Annotated in this window: 14 protein-coding genes; 8 read left to right on the top strand and 6 right to left on the bottom strand. The window is 61.4% G+C overall.

Translation table 11 applies throughout. From position 1 onward, the window contains the following. Positions 1 to 151: 151 nt before the first annotated feature. Positions 152 to 1,312 carry a Do family serine endopeptidase AlgW gene (gene algW, locus ASC85_RS25130; protein WP_014340162.1) on the bottom strand — a complete coding sequence of 387 codons (1,161 nt, stop codon included), beginning with the start codon at positions 1,310 to 1,312 and terminating at the stop codon, positions 152 to 154. 104 nt (positions 1,313 to 1,416) lie between these two features. On the opposite strand from algW, the gene ASC85_RS25125 reads away from it, so the two are divergent. The 4 genes from ASC85_RS25125 (at position 1,417) to cysN (ending at position 5,761) form a co-directional block, all read left to right on the top strand. After that, positions 1,417 to 2,175: a Nif3-like dinuclear metal center hexameric protein gene (locus ASC85_RS25125; protein ID WP_057451815.1), complete on the top strand. Its 759-nt coding sequence runs from the start codon at positions 1,417 to 1,419 to the stop codon at positions 2,173 to 2,175. 270 nt (positions 2,176 to 2,445) lie between these two features. Next, positions 2,446 to 3,363 (top strand): sulfate adenylyltransferase subunit CysD, encoded by a 918-nt coding sequence (gene cysD, locus ASC85_RS25120; protein WP_003178041.1) that lies wholly within the window; start codon positions 2,446 to 2,448, stop codon positions 3,361 to 3,363. Between the two features lie 104 nt (positions 3,364 to 3,467). Then, on the top strand, positions 3,468 to 3,809 hold the full coding sequence (locus ASC85_RS25115; protein ID WP_057451814.1) for a four helix bundle protein: 342 nt from the start codon (positions 3,468 to 3,470) through the stop codon (positions 3,807 to 3,809). Positions 3,810 to 3,862: 53 nt separating this feature from the next. After that, positions 3,863 to 5,761 (top strand): sulfate adenylyltransferase subunit CysN, encoded by a 1,899-nt coding sequence (gene cysN, locus ASC85_RS25110; protein ID WP_057451813.1) that lies wholly within the window; start codon positions 3,863 to 3,865, stop codon positions 5,759 to 5,761. A 178-nt stretch (positions 5,762 to 5,939) separates the two neighbouring features. Here cysN and ASC85_RS25105 read toward each other — a convergent pair whose 3' ends face one another. From ASC85_RS25105 to ASC85_RS25095, 3 genes are read right to left on the bottom strand one after another with little or no spacing between them, the layout of a single operon-like run. Next, the gene (locus tag ASC85_RS25105; RefSeq protein ID WP_057451812.1) at positions 5,940 to 6,848 is read right to left on the bottom strand and encodes an acyltransferase; all 909 of its coding nucleotides are present in this window, start codon (positions 6,846 to 6,848) and stop codon (positions 5,940 to 5,942) included. 3 nt (positions 6,849 to 6,851) lie between these two features. Then, positions 6,852 to 8,951, bottom strand: a complete 2,100-nt coding sequence (pta, locus tag ASC85_RS25100) for a phosphate acetyltransferase (protein WP_057451811.1) — start codon at positions 8,949 to 8,951, stop codon at positions 6,852 to 6,854. Between the two features lie 54 nt (positions 8,952 to 9,005). Then, entirely contained in the window at positions 9,006 to 9,344 is a 339-nt protein-coding gene (locus ASC85_RS25095) for a DUF3565 domain-containing protein (protein ID WP_082534492.1), read from the bottom strand. Here ASC85_RS25095 and ASC85_RS25090 point away from each other — a divergent pair. From ASC85_RS25090 to ASC85_RS25080, 3 genes are all read left to right on the top strand, one after another. Next, positions 9,313 to 9,798, top strand: a complete 486-nt coding sequence (locus ASC85_RS25090; protein ID WP_003205467.1) for an FKBP-type peptidyl-prolyl cis-trans isomerase — start codon at positions 9,313 to 9,315, stop codon at positions 9,796 to 9,798. The genes ASC85_RS25095 and ASC85_RS25090 overlap by 32 nt on opposite strands. A 121-nt stretch (positions 9,799 to 9,919) precedes the next feature. Next, complete coding sequence (locus ASC85_RS25085) at positions 9,920 to 10,402, top strand: glutathione peroxidase (RefSeq protein WP_057451809.1); 483 nt, start codon at positions 9,920 to 9,922, stop codon at positions 10,400 to 10,402. Positions 10,403 to 10,659: 257 nt separating this feature from the next. Continuing rightward, the gene (locus ASC85_RS25080; RefSeq protein ID WP_057451808.1) at positions 10,660 to 11,763 is read left to right on the top strand and encodes an NADH:flavin oxidoreductase; all 1,104 of its coding nucleotides are present in this window, start codon (positions 10,660 to 10,662) and stop codon (positions 11,761 to 11,763) included. Between the two features lie 118 nt (positions 11,764 to 11,881). Here ASC85_RS25080 and ASC85_RS25075 read toward each other — a convergent pair whose 3' ends face one another. Then, positions 11,882 to 13,081, bottom strand: a complete 1,200-nt coding sequence (locus ASC85_RS25075; protein ID WP_057451807.1) for a glycosyltransferase family 4 protein — start codon at positions 13,079 to 13,081, stop codon at positions 11,882 to 11,884. 40 nt (positions 13,082 to 13,121) lie between these two features. Next, entirely contained in the window at positions 13,122 to 13,877 is a 756-nt protein-coding gene (cysZ, locus tag ASC85_RS25070) for a sulfate transporter CysZ (RefSeq protein ID WP_057451806.1), read from the bottom strand. A gap of 311 nt (positions 13,878 to 14,188) precedes the next feature. Between cysZ and trxB the strand changes: the two genes are divergently transcribed. Next, positions 14,189 to 15,151: a thioredoxin-disulfide reductase gene (gene trxB, locus ASC85_RS25065; RefSeq protein ID WP_057451805.1), complete on the top strand. Its 963-nt coding sequence runs from the start codon at positions 14,189 to 14,191 to the stop codon at positions 15,149 to 15,151. The last annotated feature ends 18 nt before the right edge of the window (positions 15,152 to 15,169 follow it).

Genomic DNA, 15,169 nt, shown 5'->3' with positions numbered 1-15,169 from the left:
CCCTGTCGAGTGCAACGAGGCTGCGATCTTTCCCCAGACACTTGAGTCTCAAGCGAAAGATCAAAAGATCAAAAGATCGCAGCCTTCGGCAGCTCCTACAGAGCCCAGCGGGAGCAAGCTCCCTCGCCACAGGGGGAAGGCTTGAAGCGGCTTACTGCTCTTCCTTGAGCACCACCGGCGCTGGCGGTGGGCGCAGGCCGATTTCAGCGGTGAGCTTGAGCTCCTTGCCGTTACGCATGACCTGGATCGTCACCTTGTCAGTGGGCTTGATCCGCGCCACCTGGTTCATCGAGCGGCGGCCATCGCCGGCCGGCTCGCCATCGATGCTCAGGATCACATCGCCCAGTTGCAAGCCGGCCTTCTGCGCCGGGCCGTCGCGGAAAATCCCCGCCACCACGATGCCGGGCCGCCCGGACAAGCCGAAGGACTCTGCCAGTTCCTGGGTCAGCGGCTGGACTTCAATGCCCAGCCAGCCGCGAATCACCTGGCCGTGTTCGATGATCGACTTCATCACCTCCATCGCCAGCTTCACCGGAATGGCGAAACCGATGCCCTGGCTGCCGCCGGACTTGGAGAAGATCGCCGTGTTGATCCCGGTGAGGTTGCCGTTGGCATCCACCAGCGCGCCGCCGGAGTTGCCGGGGTTGATCGCGGCGTCGGTCTGGATGAAATCCTCGTAGTTGTTCAGGCCCAACTGATTGCGCCCGGTGGCGCTGATGATGCCCATGGTCACGGTCTGGCCAACGCCGAACGGGTTGCCGATGGCCAGGGTCACGTCGCCGATGCGGATGCTGTCGGAGCGGCCGATGGTGATGGCCGGGAGGTTCTTGAGGTCGATCTTCAGCACCGCGAGGTCGGTTTCCGGGTCGCTGCCGATCACCCGGGCCAGGGTTTCGCGGCCGTCCTTGAGGGCCACCACGATCTGGTCGGCACCGCTGGTGACGTGGTTGTTGGTCAAAATATAACCTTCCGGGCTCATGATCACGCCCGACCCCAGGCTCGACTCCATGCGCTTCTGCTTGGGCGAGTTGTCGCCGAAGAAGCGCCGGAATTGCGGGTCTTCGAACAGCGGATGGCTGGGTTTGTTGATGACCTTGGTGGTGTACAGGTTCACCACGGCTGGCGCGGCGGTGGTCACGGCGTCGGCATAGGACACCGGCCCCTGTTGCACCGCCTTGGTTTGCGGCGCCTGCTGCAAGTTGACGTCGAGGCTCGGCAGGCCCACCCATTCCGGGTAGCGCTGGATAATCAGTAGAGCGACAAGCACGCCGGCCAACAGCGGCCAGCCGGAAAAACGCAGCGCCTTGAGCATTAAGCACGTCCTACAAAGGTTGCAGGCGGTATGAGACCGCCCATAATGTCGCGCATTATACGAGGCCGCGCGCGCCTCTGAACGGGATATTTAGGAGTCTTTTCATGGCCGTAGCCCTGAACACCCTGGTTGAAGAAGCGGACCGTTACCTGGCCAGCAGCCGGATTGCCGATTACTGCCCCAACGGCCTGCAGGTCGAAGGTGCGCCCCAGGTGATGCGCATTGTCAGTGGCGTCACCGCCAGCCAGGCGTTGCTTGACGCTGCCGTCGAGGCCGAGGCCGACCTGGTGCTGGTGCATCACGGTTATTTCTGGAAGGGCGAAAACCCTTGCATCACCGGCATGAAACAGCGTCGCCTCAAGACGTTGCTCAAACACGACATCAGCCTGCTGGCCTATCACTTGCCGTTGGACTTGCACCCGGAGGTGGGCAATAACGTGCAGTTGGCCCGCCAGTTGGACATCACCGTCGAGGGGCCGCTGGATCCGGACAACCCCAAGATCGTCGGCCTGGTCGGCTCCCTGTCCGAACCGATGACGGCCCGGGATTTCGCGCGCAAGGTCCAGGAAACCATGGGGCGTGAGCCGTTGTTGATCGAGGGCGAGCAGATGATCCGCCGAGTCGGCTGGTGCACCGGTGGCGGCCAGGGCTATATCGATCAGGCAGTGCTGGCCGGGGTTGACCTGTACCTCAGCGGCGAGGCGTCGGAGCAGACGTTCCACAGCGCGCGGGAAAATGGCATCAGCTTCATCGCCGCCGGCCATCATGCCACCGAGCGCTATGGCGTCCAGGCGCTGGGCGACTACCTGGCGCGACGCTTCGCCCTGGAGCACATCTTCATCGATTGCCCGAATCCCATTTGATTCACTGATGAACCTTTATGGGAGCGAGCCTGTGGGAGCAAAGCTTGCTCGCGATGACGTCGGCACAAGCAACGCCGCTATCGCGAGCAAGCTTTGCTCCCACAGGGTTCACTGCCTCCCACAAAATTCACTGCAACGCCCGAACCGGCAGGCATATCCATATGCTGTTTCGATCTAGTTGGCGCCCTGATTAGAAGAGGTCGCTGTGCTAGGATTCCCCGCTCGAACACGGCCCGCTGGCCGTTCATAAGAAAGTTTTCGTGAGTAGCCATGGTCGACAAACTGACGCATCTGAAACAGCTGGAGGCGGAAAGCATCCACATCATCCGCGAGGTGGCCGCCGAGTTCGATAACCCGGTGATGCTGTACTCCATCGGTAAAGACTCCGCCGTGATGCTGCACCTGGCACGCAAGGCGTTCTTCCCCGGCAAGCTGCCGTTTCCGGTGATGCACGTCGACACCCGCTGGAAATTCCAGGAAATGTACAAGTTCCGCGATCGCATGGTCGAGGAACTGGGCCTGGACCTGATCACCCATGTGAACCCGGACGGCGTGGCGCAGGGCATCAACCCATTCACCCACGGCAGTGCCAAGCACACCGACATCATGAAGACCGAAGGCCTCAAGCAGGCCTTGGACAAATATGGTTTCGACGCCGCGTTCGGCGGTGCCCGTCGCGATGAAGAGAAATCCCGCGCCAAGGAGCGCGTGTACTCGTTCCGTGACAGCAAGCATCGCTGGGACCCGAAGAACCAGCGCCCGGAGTTGTGGAACGTCTACAACGGCAAGGTCAACAAAGGCGAGTCGATCCGGGTATTCCCGCTGTCGAACTGGACCGAGCTGGACATCTGGCAGTACATCTACCTCGAAGGCATCCCGATCGTGCCGCTGTATTTTGCCGCCGAGCGTGAAGTGATCGAGAAGAACGGCACGCTGATCATGATCGACGACGAGCGCATCCTCGAGCACCTGTCCGACGAAGACAAAGCCCGTATCGTCAAGAAGAAAGTGCGTTTCCGTACCCTTGGCTGCTACCCGTTGACGGGCGCGGTGGAGTCCGAGGCCGAAAGCCTGACGGACATCATCCAGGAAATGCTCCTGACGCGAACTTCCGAGCGCCAGGGCCGGGTCATCGACCACGATGGCGCAGGCTCGATGGAAGATAAAAAACGTCAAGGGTACTTTTAAGCTTCGAGTTACAAGCGGCAAGCTGCAAGTTAAAGGCGGTATGCGTAATTTTGCAGCTTGGTGCTTGCAGCCGGTCGTTGCGAGCCGCGATTGAGTGACTCGTAATGGATTTCGAGAAGTTGGTTGTTTGGCAGAGAAGCAAGTGTCTGGCGGTGGAAATCTACCGGGAGTTTGCCCAATGCAGGGATCTTGGTTTCAAGGACCAAGTTACCCGATCAGCACTCTCGGTGCCCTCCAATATTGCTGAAGGAATGGAGCGTCCCAGCGCCAAGGAAAAGGTACGTTTTCTTTGGATCGCAAAGGCTTCTTGTGGAGAGTTACGAACACAGATCCTCATAGGCAGCGACATTGCTTACATCGCCCAGCCGCTGGCTGATAACTGGATTGCAGAAACTCGCGAGCTCTCAAAAATGCTCTGCGGCTTGATCAACAAAATTTCTGACTAGCTGTATGCCGACAAGCTTGCCGCTTGAAGCTTACAGCTCGGAGCTTGAACACAATGAGCCATCAATCTGATTTGATCAGCGAGGACATCCTCGCCTACCTGGGCCAGCACGAGCGCAAAGAGCTGCTGCGCTTTTTGACCTGCGGTAACGTCGACGACGGCAAGAGCACCCTGATCGGGCGCCTGCTGCACGACTCCAAGATGATCTACGAAGATCACCTGGAAGCCATCACCCGCGATTCGAAGAAAGTCGGCACCACCGGTGACGATATCGACCTGGCGTTGCTGGTCGACGGCCTGCAGGCCGAGCGCGAGCAAGGCATCACCATCGATGTCGCCTACCGCTATTTCTCCACCGCCAAGCGTAAATTCATCATCGCCGATACCCCAGGCCATGAGCAGTACACCCGCAACATGGCCACCGGTGCCTCCACCTGTGACCTGGCGATCATCCTGGTGGACGCGCGCTACGGCGTGCAGACCCAGACCCGTCGCCACAGCTTCATCGCCTCGTTGCTGGGCATCAAGCACATCGTCGTGGCCATCAACAAGATGGACCTCAAGGACTTCGACCAGGGCGTGTTCGAGTCGATCAAGGCCGACTACCTGAAGTTCGCCGAAGGCTTGAAGATGAAGCCCACCACCATGCACTTCGTGCCGATGTCCGCCCTCAAGGGCGACAACGTGGTGAACAAGTCCGAGCGTTCGCCGTGGTACACCGGCCAGTCGCTGATGGAGATCCTCGAGACCGTGGAAGTGGCGGGCGACCGTAACTTCACCGACCTGCGTTTCCCAGTGCAGTACGTCAACCGTCCGAACCTGAACTTCCGCGGTTTCGCCGGCACCCTCGCCAGCGGCATCGTGCACAAGGGCGACGAAGTGGTGGTGCTGCCGTCGGGCAAGAGCAGCCGCGTGAAATCCATCGTCACCTTCGAAGGCGAGTTGGAACATGCAGGTCCTGGCCAGGCGGTAACGCTGACCATGGAAGACGAAATCGACATCTCCCGTGGCGACTTGCTGGTACATGCCGACAACGTGCCGCCGGTCACCGACAGCTTCGAAGCGATGCTGGTGTGGATGGCCGAAGAGCCGATGTTGCCGGGCAAGAAATACGACATCAAGCGCGCCACCAGTTACGTGCCAGGCTCGATTGCCAGCATCGTCAACAAGGTCGATGTAAACACCCTTGAAGAGGGTCCGGCCAGCGCGTTGCAACTCAACGAAATCGGCAAGGTGAAGATCGCCCTGGATGCGCCGATCGCCCTGGACGGTTACGAGAGCAACCGCACCACCGGCGCGTTCATCGTCATCGATCGCCTGACCAACGGCACGGTCGGTGCCGGCATGATCGTCGCCCAGCCGCTGGCTCACGGCAGCAGCACGCACCACGGCAAGCTGGCCCATGTGTCGGTGGAAGAACGCGCCCAGCGTTTCGGCCAGCAGCCGGCCACGGTCTTGTTCAGTGGCCTGTCGGGCGCTGGCAAAAGCACGCTGGCCTATGCGGTCGAGCGCAAGTTGTTCGACTCGGGCCGTGCGGTCTTTGTCCTCGATGGCCAGAACCTGCGTCATGACCTGAACAAGGGCTTGCCGCAGGATCGCTCCGGACGTACCGAGAACTGGCGCCGTGCGGCTCATGTCGCCCGTCAGTTCAACGAAGCCGGCCTGCTGACCCTCGCCGCGTTTGTCGCCCCGGATGCCGAAGGCCGCGAACAGGCCAAGGCGCTGATCGGCAAGGAGCGTCTGCTGACGGTCTACGTCCAGGCCTCGCCAGCGGTGTGCGCCCAGCGTGATCCGCAAGGGCTGTATGCCGCCGCCGGCGACAACATCCCGGGTGAGTCCTTCGCGTATGACGTGCCGCTGGATGCCGACCTGGTGATCGACACCCAGGCGCTGACGTTGGAAGAGAGCGTCAAGCAGGTGCTGGATCTACTGCGCAAGCGTGGGGCGATCTAAGGCAAGTCGCTGTAACAAAAAGCCCGCAGATGAGTGATCATCCGCGGGCTTTTTCATTCCTAAAGAACAACTCGAGAGCAAGGCTTGCCCGCGATGAAAACGCCGCGGTCTCTTGAGGACCGCAGCGCCTGGATCGCGAGCAAGCTTTGCTCCCACACAGCCCGCTCCCACAAGGGGATCAGTGCCGGCTGGGATACTCCCGATGCATCTGCGCAAGCAACGCATCCTTGTCCTGCCACAACTGGTTGATCCAGCCCTGGAACTCCAGGCGATACACACCGTCCTGGTCGTAGTTCTTGCCAATGAACTGCGGCGGGATCTTCAGTTCCTGGAAATGCACCACCACCTCTCCAACGTTGCCACAGAGCAAATCCCAGTATCCCGGACGACCGCCCGGATAATGAATGGTCACGTTGATGATCGACTCCAGTTGCTCACCCATGGCATCCAGTACAAACGCGATGCCGCCGGCCTTGGGCTTGAGCAGGTAGCGAAACGGTGACTGCTGCTGGGCATGCTTGCCGTCGGTGAAGCGTGTGCCTTCGACGAAATTGAAAATACCTACGGGGTTGTTGCGAAACTTCGCGCAGGTCTTGCGGGTGGTCTCCAGGTCCTTGCCTTTCTTTTCCGGATGCTTTTCCAGGTAAGCCTTGGAGTAGCGCTTCATGAACGGGAAGCCCAGCGCCCACCAGGCCAGGCCGATCACCGGCACCCAGATCAGTTCCTGTTTGAGAAAGAACTTCAATGGTCGGATGCGTCGGTTCAGCACGTACTGCAACACCATGATGTCGACCCAGCTCTGGTGGTTGCTGGTGATCAGGTACGAATGCTGGTAGTCCAGGCCCTCCAGGCCGCTGAGGTGCCAGCGAGTGCGGCGCAGCAGGTTCATCCAGGCCTTGTTGTTGCTGATCCAGGCTTCGTGGATGTGGCCCATCAGCCAGTCGGTGAAGCGCTGGGCGGCGGGAAAGGGCAGCAACAGCTTGAAGATCGCCACGATGAACAGCGGTGTGCAGCAGGCGATGGTGTTCAGCGCCAATAGCAGCGAGGCGATGACGCCGCGTAAGGGGGCGGGTAGGAAATCCAGCATTGATCAAATATCCATGGGTCGGTTGGCGGCCTGGATCGCGGTCAGGGCGATGGTGTACACGATGTCGTCGACCTGGGCGCCGCGTGGCAAGTCATTCACCGGTTTGCGCAAGCCCTGCAGCATCGGCCCGAGGCTGACGCAATCGGCGCTGCGCTGCACGGCCTTGTGGGTGGTGTTGCCGGTGTTGAGGTCCGGGAAGATGAACACCGTCGCCCGGCCGGCCACCTGGCTGTTGGGCGCCAATTGCCGTGCCACGGTTTCGTTGGCGGCGGCGTCGTATTGCAACGGACCATCGATCAACAGGCCGTGCTGGGCCTCGTGGGCCAGCAGGGTGGCTTCGCGAACTTTTTCCACTTCTTCGCCACTGGCCGACTCGCCGCTGGAGTAGCTGAGCATCGCCACCCGCGGCGTGATGCCGAACGCCGCGGCCGAGTCGGCACTTTGCAGGGCGATTTCCGCCAGCTCCGCAGCGCTGGGGTGCGGGTTCATCACGCAGTCGCCGTAGACCAGCACTTCCTCGGGAAACAGCATGAAAAACACCGAGGACACCAGCGAGCATCCTGGCGCGGTCTTGATCAGTTGCAATGCCGGGCGGATGGTGTTGGCAGTGGAATGGATGACGCCGGATACCAGCCCGTCCACTTCATCCAGGGCCAGCATCATGGTGCCGATGACCACGGTGTCTTCCAATTGCTGCTCGGCCATCGGTGCGTTCAGGCTCTTGCTCTTGCGCAACCTCACCATGGGTTCGACATAACGCTCGCGAATCGAATCCGGGTCGAGAATCTCCAGCCCCGGCGGCAGTTCGATGCCTTGGGCGCGGGCCACCGCTTCGACGTCGGCCGGTTTTGCCAGCAACACGCAGCGGGCAATGCCCCGGGCCTGGCAAATGGCGGCGGCCTGGACGGTCAACGGTTCGCTGCCCTCGGGTAGCACGATGCGTTTGTTGGCGGCCTGGGCGCGCTGGATCAACTGATAGCGGAACACCGCTGGCGACAGGCGCATTTCCCGTGGCGTGCCGCAGCGCTGGTGCAGCCACTTGGCGTCCAGGTGGCTGGCGACAAAATCGGTGATGATCTCCGCACGTTCGCGGTCATCGATGGGGATTTCCTTGTTCAAGCTGTTGAGCAGGTTGGCGGTGTCGTAGGAGCCGGTGCTCACCGACAGCACCGGCAACCCCGCCTGCAAGGCGCCGCGACACAAGTCCATGATGCGCGGGTCGGGCAGGGTGTCACTGGTCAGCAGCAGGCCGGCCAGCGGCACGCCGTTGATCGCTGCCAGGCTCACGGCCAGGATGATGTCGTCGCGATCGCCGGGGGTCACCACCAGCACGCCGGGCTTGAGCAGTTCCACGGTGTTGCGCATGGTACGGGCGCAAATGATGATGTTGCTCATGCGCCGGGTTTCGTAGTCGCCGGCATTGAGCACCTGCGCGCCCATCAGGTCGGCCACGTCGCGGGTGCGCGGGGCGTTGAGTTCGGGGCGAAACGGGATGCAACCGAGCAGGCGGAAATCGCCGCTGCGCAGCAAGGGCGAGTGTTCCTTGAGCCGTGCGGAAAACGCCTCCATGCTTTCGTCGGTGCGGACCTTGTTCAGGATCACCCCGAGGACTTTCGGGTCCTTCGGCCCGCCAAACAACTGCGCCTGCAACTCTACCCGGCCAGACAGTTCGGTCAGCACTTCGTTTTCCGGCGCCGACACCAGGATGACCTCGGCGTCCAGGCTCTTGGCCAGGTGCAGGTTGACCCGGGCGGCGTAGCTGGCGTTGCGGGTCGGGACCATGCCTTCGACGACCAGCACGTCCTTGCCGATGGCCGCCTGCTGATAAAGGGTAATGATTTCTTCCAGCAGCTCATCGAGCTGGCCGTCGCCGAGCATGCGCTCGACGTGCGCCAGGCCCAGGGGCTGCGGCGGCTTGAGGCCATGGGTGCGGGCCACCAGCTCGGTGGAGCGTTCCGGCCCGGTGTCGCCGGGGTGAGGTTGGGCAATGGGTTTGAAAAAGCCGACTTTCAGCCCGGCCCGTTCAAGGGTACGCACCAGCCCGAGGCTGATGGAGGTCAGACCCACACCAAAATCGGTGGGTGCGATAAAAAAAGTTTGCATGCGAATTCTCTAAGGGGGAATGGCGCGGCCTATGACTGGCCGTCTACCCACAATTCAGTCGCCAAGGTTATCGCTAACCGGGCCCTGTGCGCACCAGCCGCAATCAAAGGGCTGGCCTATTTTTTCAATACGTTGCCCGGGGTCCAGCACCCAGGCCCGGGACTGCCACGGTGGCTGGTGACGCAGATGCTGGGTATGGCCACAAGACAGCTCGGCCACCCAGTGCCCGTCCTCGTCCTGATGGAAGCCGGTGACCGTCGGTCTGTTCGAGCAGGCCCGTTTGTCCGGGTTCCGTTCGCTTTCGGGCAAATCCTTGTTTAGACTTGTCCGTTCTTCATTCTTATGCAAAAGGTCTCGCCCCATGCTGATCGCCGCCAATAAGGCTGTCTCCATCGACTATACCCTGACCAACGACGCTGGTGAGGTCATCGACAGCTCTGCCGGCGGCGCTCCGCTGGTCTACCTGCATGGCGCAGGCAACATCATCCAGGGCTTGGAAAAAGCCCTGGAAGGCAAAACGGTCGGTGACGACCTGAACGTTACCGTCGAGCCGGAAGACGCTTACGGTGAATACTCCGCCGAACTGGTCAGCACCCTGAGCCGCAGCATGTTCGAAGGCGTCGATGAGCTGGAAGTGGGCATGCAGTTCCACGCTTCTGCCCCCGATGGCCAGATGCAGATCGTCACCATTCGCGACCTGGAAGGCGACGATGTCACCGTTGACGGCAACCACCCGTTGGCCGGCCAGCGCTTGAACTTCAAAGTCAAGATCGTCGACATCCGTGACGCCAGCCAAGAAGAAATTGCCCATGGTCACGTCCATGGCGAAGGCGGCCATCACCACTGATTTGTGCGCTACGCTCAAATGACCAGTGAACTGGAAAGGCGCCATACGGCGCCTTTTTAGTCGGTTGCTGTTAGCATCAACCATGGCTGTTTCGAAAAGATCCGCAAACCTGGAGTTCGTCATGAGTGCTTTCCACGACCTTAAACTCAAAGCCCTGGATGGTCAGGAGCTTGCTCTGGCGCCGTTCAAGGGGCAAGTCGTGCTGGTGGTCAACGTCGCCTCCAAATGTGGCCTGACGCCTCAATACGCGGCGCTGGAAAATCTCTATCAGCAATACAAGGCCAAGGGCTTCAGCGTGCTGGGCCTGCCCTGCAATCAGTTCGCCGGGCAGGAACCGGGGACTGAGCAGGAAATCCAGGAATTTTGCAGCCTCAACTACGGCGTGACGTTCCCGCTGTCCAGCAAGCTGGACGTGAATGGCCATGATCGTCACCAGTTGTACCGTCTGTTGGCGGGTGAGGGGGCCGAGTTTCCCGGGGACATTACCTGGAACTTCGAAAAGTTCCTGCTCGGCAAGGACGGCCGTGTGCTGGCGCGTTTCTCACCGCGCACGGCGCCGGATGATCCTGCCGTGATCCAGGCGATCGAAAAAGCGCTGGCTTGATCCCCAAGAAATTGCAGATGTAGGAGCTGGCGAAGGCTGCGATCTTTTGATCTTTTGATCTTTCGCTTGAGATTCAAGTGTCTGGGGAAAGATCGCAGCCTCGTTTCACTCGACAGCTCCTACATAGCTCCTGCGCAATTCCTACGCGGCCTCCTTTTGATCCTTAATCACTCCAATCAATAGTGCTACCGAGCGCCACGGACTCTGCATATTATCGTCGTCATATCGACCTGCGACCTTGTCCCGTGGAGTGCCTCATGCCTGCAAAAGCCTTGTTCAAACCTTTCCACCTCGGCGCGCTCGAGTTGCCGTCCCGGGTGGTGATGGCGCCGATGACCCGTTCGTTTTCGCCGGGCGGCGTGCCGAACGCCAAGGTCATCGAGTATTACCGTCGCCGCGCGGCTGCCGGGGTCGGCCTGATCATCACCGAGGGCACGACGGTGGGACACAAGGCTTCCAACGGCTACCCGAACGTGCCGCATTTCTATGGCGACGCCGCGTTGGCCGGCTGGAAGAACGTGGTTGATGCGGTGCATGCCGAAGGCGGCAAGATCGTTCCACAACTGTGGCATGTGGGCAGTGTGCGACGCATCGGCACCGAGCCGGACGCCAGCGTGCCGGGCTATGGCCCGACCGAAAAGCTCAAGGACGGCCAGGTGGTGGTCCACGGCATGACCCAGGCGGACATTGACGACGTCATCGCCGCGTTCGCCCAGGCGGCGAAAGACGCTCAAAGCATCGGCATGGACGGGGTGGAAATCCACGGCGCCCACGGCTACCTGGTGGACCAGTTCTTCTGGGAAGGCAGCAACCAGCGTACCGACGGTTACGGCGGCAGCCTGGCCAACCGCTCGCGCTTCGCGATCGAATTGATCCGTGCCGTGCGCGCGGCGGTGGGCGAGGGTTTCCCGATCATTTTCCGCTTCTCCCAATGGAAACAGCAGGACTACACCGCGCGTCTGGTGCAGACCCCTGAGGCCCTGGGCGAATTCCTCAAGCCTTTGTCTGACGCCGGCGTGGATATTTTCCACTGCTCGACACGGCGCTTCTGGGAGCCGGAGTTCGAAGGCTCCGAGCTGAACCTGGCCGGCTGGACCCGCAAGCTCACCGGCAAGCCCACCATCACCGTCGGCAGCGTTGGCCTGGATGGCGAGTTCCTGCAGTTCATGGTCAACACCGACAAAGTCGCGCAACCGGCCAGCCTGGAAAAACTGCTGGAGCGCCTGAACAACGACGAGTTCGACCTGGTGGCGGTGGGGCGTGCGCTGCTGGTGGATCCGGACTGGGCGCAGAAAGTCCGTGAAGGGCGGGAGCAGGAGATCTTGCCGTTCAGTCGTGAGGCGTTGATGACGTTGGTTTAAGCGGCGTCTTGTAGGGCCTCATCGCGGGCAAGCCTTGCTCCCACAGAGTTGTCAGTCGTTCACGCATAATGTGTTCGCTGAAGATCAATGTGGGAGCAAGGCTTGCCCGCGATGCTTTTCAGCGTTGCGACACGGCCTGGGGCAGCGACGATTCGACCTGGCAAACCCCCCGCAACTGCGCCTCGAACTGCTCGATCACCGACGCCCAGCCCTGGCGACTGGCATGCTGGCGCGCATTGAGCCGCACGCAACGCAAGGTCTCGCGCTCTTCCAGCAGCCAACGGGCGGCGTCGCAGAACGCCTCCTCATCCCCCGGCATCGCCAGCACGCCGTTGTAGCCGTGGCGAATATGTTGCGCCGCCGCAGCCTGATCGTAGGCCACCACGCCCAGCCCGGACGCCAGCGCCTCCAGCACCACATTGCCGAAGGTTTCGGTCAGGCTTGGAAAGACAAACACATCCCCGGACGCATAATGGCTGGCCAGCGCCTCGCCGCGTTGCGAGCCACAAAAGATCGCTTCGGGCAGTTCCTGCTCCAGGGCGGAGCGCTGCGGGCCGTCGCCGATCACCACCAACTTCATCCGTCGCCCCGGGAAAGCGCTGCACAGCGTGGCGAAACTGCGCTTGAGCAGCCCGAGGTTTTTCTCCGGAGCCAGGCGTCCGACGTGGATTACTGCGATGTCATCGTCGCCCAGGCCCCACGCCTCACGCAGGCTCGCCGAGCGCTTGACCGGATGAAACAGTTGGCTGTCCACGCCGCGCGACAGCAGCGCCACGCGCTCGAAATGTCGTCGCTCCAGTTCCAGGCGCTGGCTGAGGCTGGGCACCAGGGTCAGGCTGGAGCGGTTGTGAAACCAGCGCAGGTAATGGGTGAGTACGCGACTCAACAGCCCGAGGCCGTACTGCTGGGTGTATTGCTGGAAGTTGGTGTGAAAGCCGCTGACCACCGAGATACCCAGGCGTCGGGCCGCGCGCAGTGCCGACAGACCCAGCGGCCCTTCCGTGGCGATGTACAGCACGTCCGGACGATGGCGTTTCCAGCGCCTGAGCAATTTGTGCATCGACGCCTGGCCCCACTGCAAACCCGGATAGCCCGGCAACGGCCAGCCCCGGCACAGCAGCAACTGCTCGTCACTGGCCTGGCGTTGGTCGTCGATTTGGCGCGGCCGTATCAGCTCGACCTGATGCCCGCGGGCGCGCAGGCCTTCGTACAGGCGGCCCAGGGTATTGGCCACGCCGTTGATTTCCGGCGGGAAGGTTTCAGTGATCAGGGTAATGTGCAGAGGTGTGGTCATGACCCCAGTGTCGACCGGGGCCATTTCGTCATTGTGACGACAAGATGATGGATTTGTGACCGGCTCAGCCCTGACGGGCCAAAGCGGTCTCGGCGCCTTGCTCACGGACCCAGAACAACGTCGCCCCGGCCACGGCCGCTGGCATCATCAGGATGTTGACCACCGGGATCAGCAGCACCAGGTAAACGCTGCCACCAAAGCCCAGGCTCTGCCAGCGTTTTTCCCGCAGCCAGGCGAGCATCTCGTTCCAGCCCAGCTTGTGGTTGTCCGCCGGGTAGTCGATGTACTGGATTGCCATCATCCACACGCCGAACAGCAGCCACAGCGGTGCCGCCACCAGATTGACCACGGGGATGAACGACAGCACGAACAACCCCAGGGCACGGGGCAGGAAATAGCCGAGCTTGCGCGCTTCCCGGCCGAGGGTCCGCGGGACCATGGCGATCAACTCGGCCCAACTGAAGGCCGGGAAGTCGTCGGTGCCACGGATGACCACTTCGACTTTTTCCGCGAGAAAGCCGTTGAACGGTGCGGCGATGACGTTGGCGAGCATGGTGAAGGTGAAAAACACCATCAGCACGACGAGCATCACGAACAGTGGCCAGAGGACGTAGCTGAGGAAACTGAGCCAGTCTGGCAGCGACGGCATCAGCGTATCGACCCACAGGCTGAACTGATGGCCGGCCAGGTAGATCAATCCGACGAACAGCACCAGGTTGATCGCCAGGGGCAAGAGTACGAACAAGCGCAGGCCCGGGCTCAAGACCAGCTTGAGGCCCTCTCGCAAATACTGCGGGCCGGACAGGACGGGGGCGGGCATAGGTGGCTCCGAGCGAAGGTGAACGCGCCGACCTTACCGGCTTTGCCCCGCCCGGGAAAGCGGCGACATGGCGTGTAACAACGTTTCTTGAGGCGAAGGCGTCTATTGAAAGGACCGCCGGGGATAGAGCTCACCTATGAGCTGGATTGTTAAACCGTATTTCCTTAATCTTCGCTCCCTCGATACGCTGCACCCATTCTTTTTCAGGACCGTCGAACCCAAGCCTTCCCCAAGTGCGTCAACGGTCCTTTTTTATTCGCGCCGCTCACCCGGCGTTCCGGCCCGCAAGGTCCGGTCAACAGGAGCAGGTCATGTCTGAAGTGCGTCATTCGCGAGTGATTATTCTCGGTTCCGGCCCTGCCGGTTACAGCGCTGCGGTTTATGCGGCCCGTGCCAACCTCAAGCCACTGCTGATCACCGGCATGCAGGCCGGCGGTCAATTGACCACCACCACTGAAGTCGACAACTGGCCGGGCGACGTCCACGGCCTGACCGGCCCGGCGTTGATGGAGCGCATGAAGGAGCACGCCGAGCGCTTCGAGACCGAGATCGTTTTCGACCACATCAATGCCGTGGATTTCGCCGCCAAGCCATACACCCTGACCGGCGACAGCGCGACCTACACCTGCGATGCCCTGATCATCGCCACCGGTGCCAGCGCTCGTTACCTGGGCCTGCCGTCGGAAGAAGCCTTCATGGGCAAAGGTGTTTCCGCCTGCGCCACCTGCGACGGTTTCTTCTACCGCAACAAGCCAGTGGCGGTGGTCGGTGGCGGCAATACCGCGGTCGAGGAAGCACTGTACCTGGCCAACATCGCCAGCACGGTCACCCTGATCCACCGTCGCGAGACTTTCCGCGCCGAGAAGATCCTGATCGACAAGCTCAATGCCCGCGTCGCCGAAGGCAAGATCATCCTCAAGCTCAACGCGACCCTGGACGAAGTGCTGGGCGACAACATGGGCGTGACCGGTGCCCGCCTGAAAAACAACGACGGCAGCTTCGACGAGATCAAGGTTGACGGCGTCTTCATCGCCATCGGCCACACCCCGAATACCTCGCTGTTCGAAGGCCAGCTGGAACTCAAGGAGGGCTACCTGGTGGTCAAGGGCGGCCGCGACGGCAACGCCACCGCCACCAGCGTCGAGGGTATCTTCGCGGCCGGCGACGTGGCCGACCACGTCTACCGCCAGGCGATCACCTCGGCCGGTGCCGGTTGCATGGCAGCCTTGGACACCGAGCGCTACCTGGATGGCTTGCAGAACGCTTCGTTCTGATTCAGCGGGTACAAGAAA

The organism is Pseudomonas sp. Root401 (assembly GCF_001425105.1).
GTDB lineage: Bacteria > Pseudomonadota > Gammaproteobacteria > Pseudomonadales > Pseudomonadaceae > Aquipseudomonas > Aquipseudomonas brassicacearum.
The sequence above is the reverse complement of the archived record's forward strand: the minus strand, read 5'-3'. Positions and strand labels throughout refer to the sequence as shown.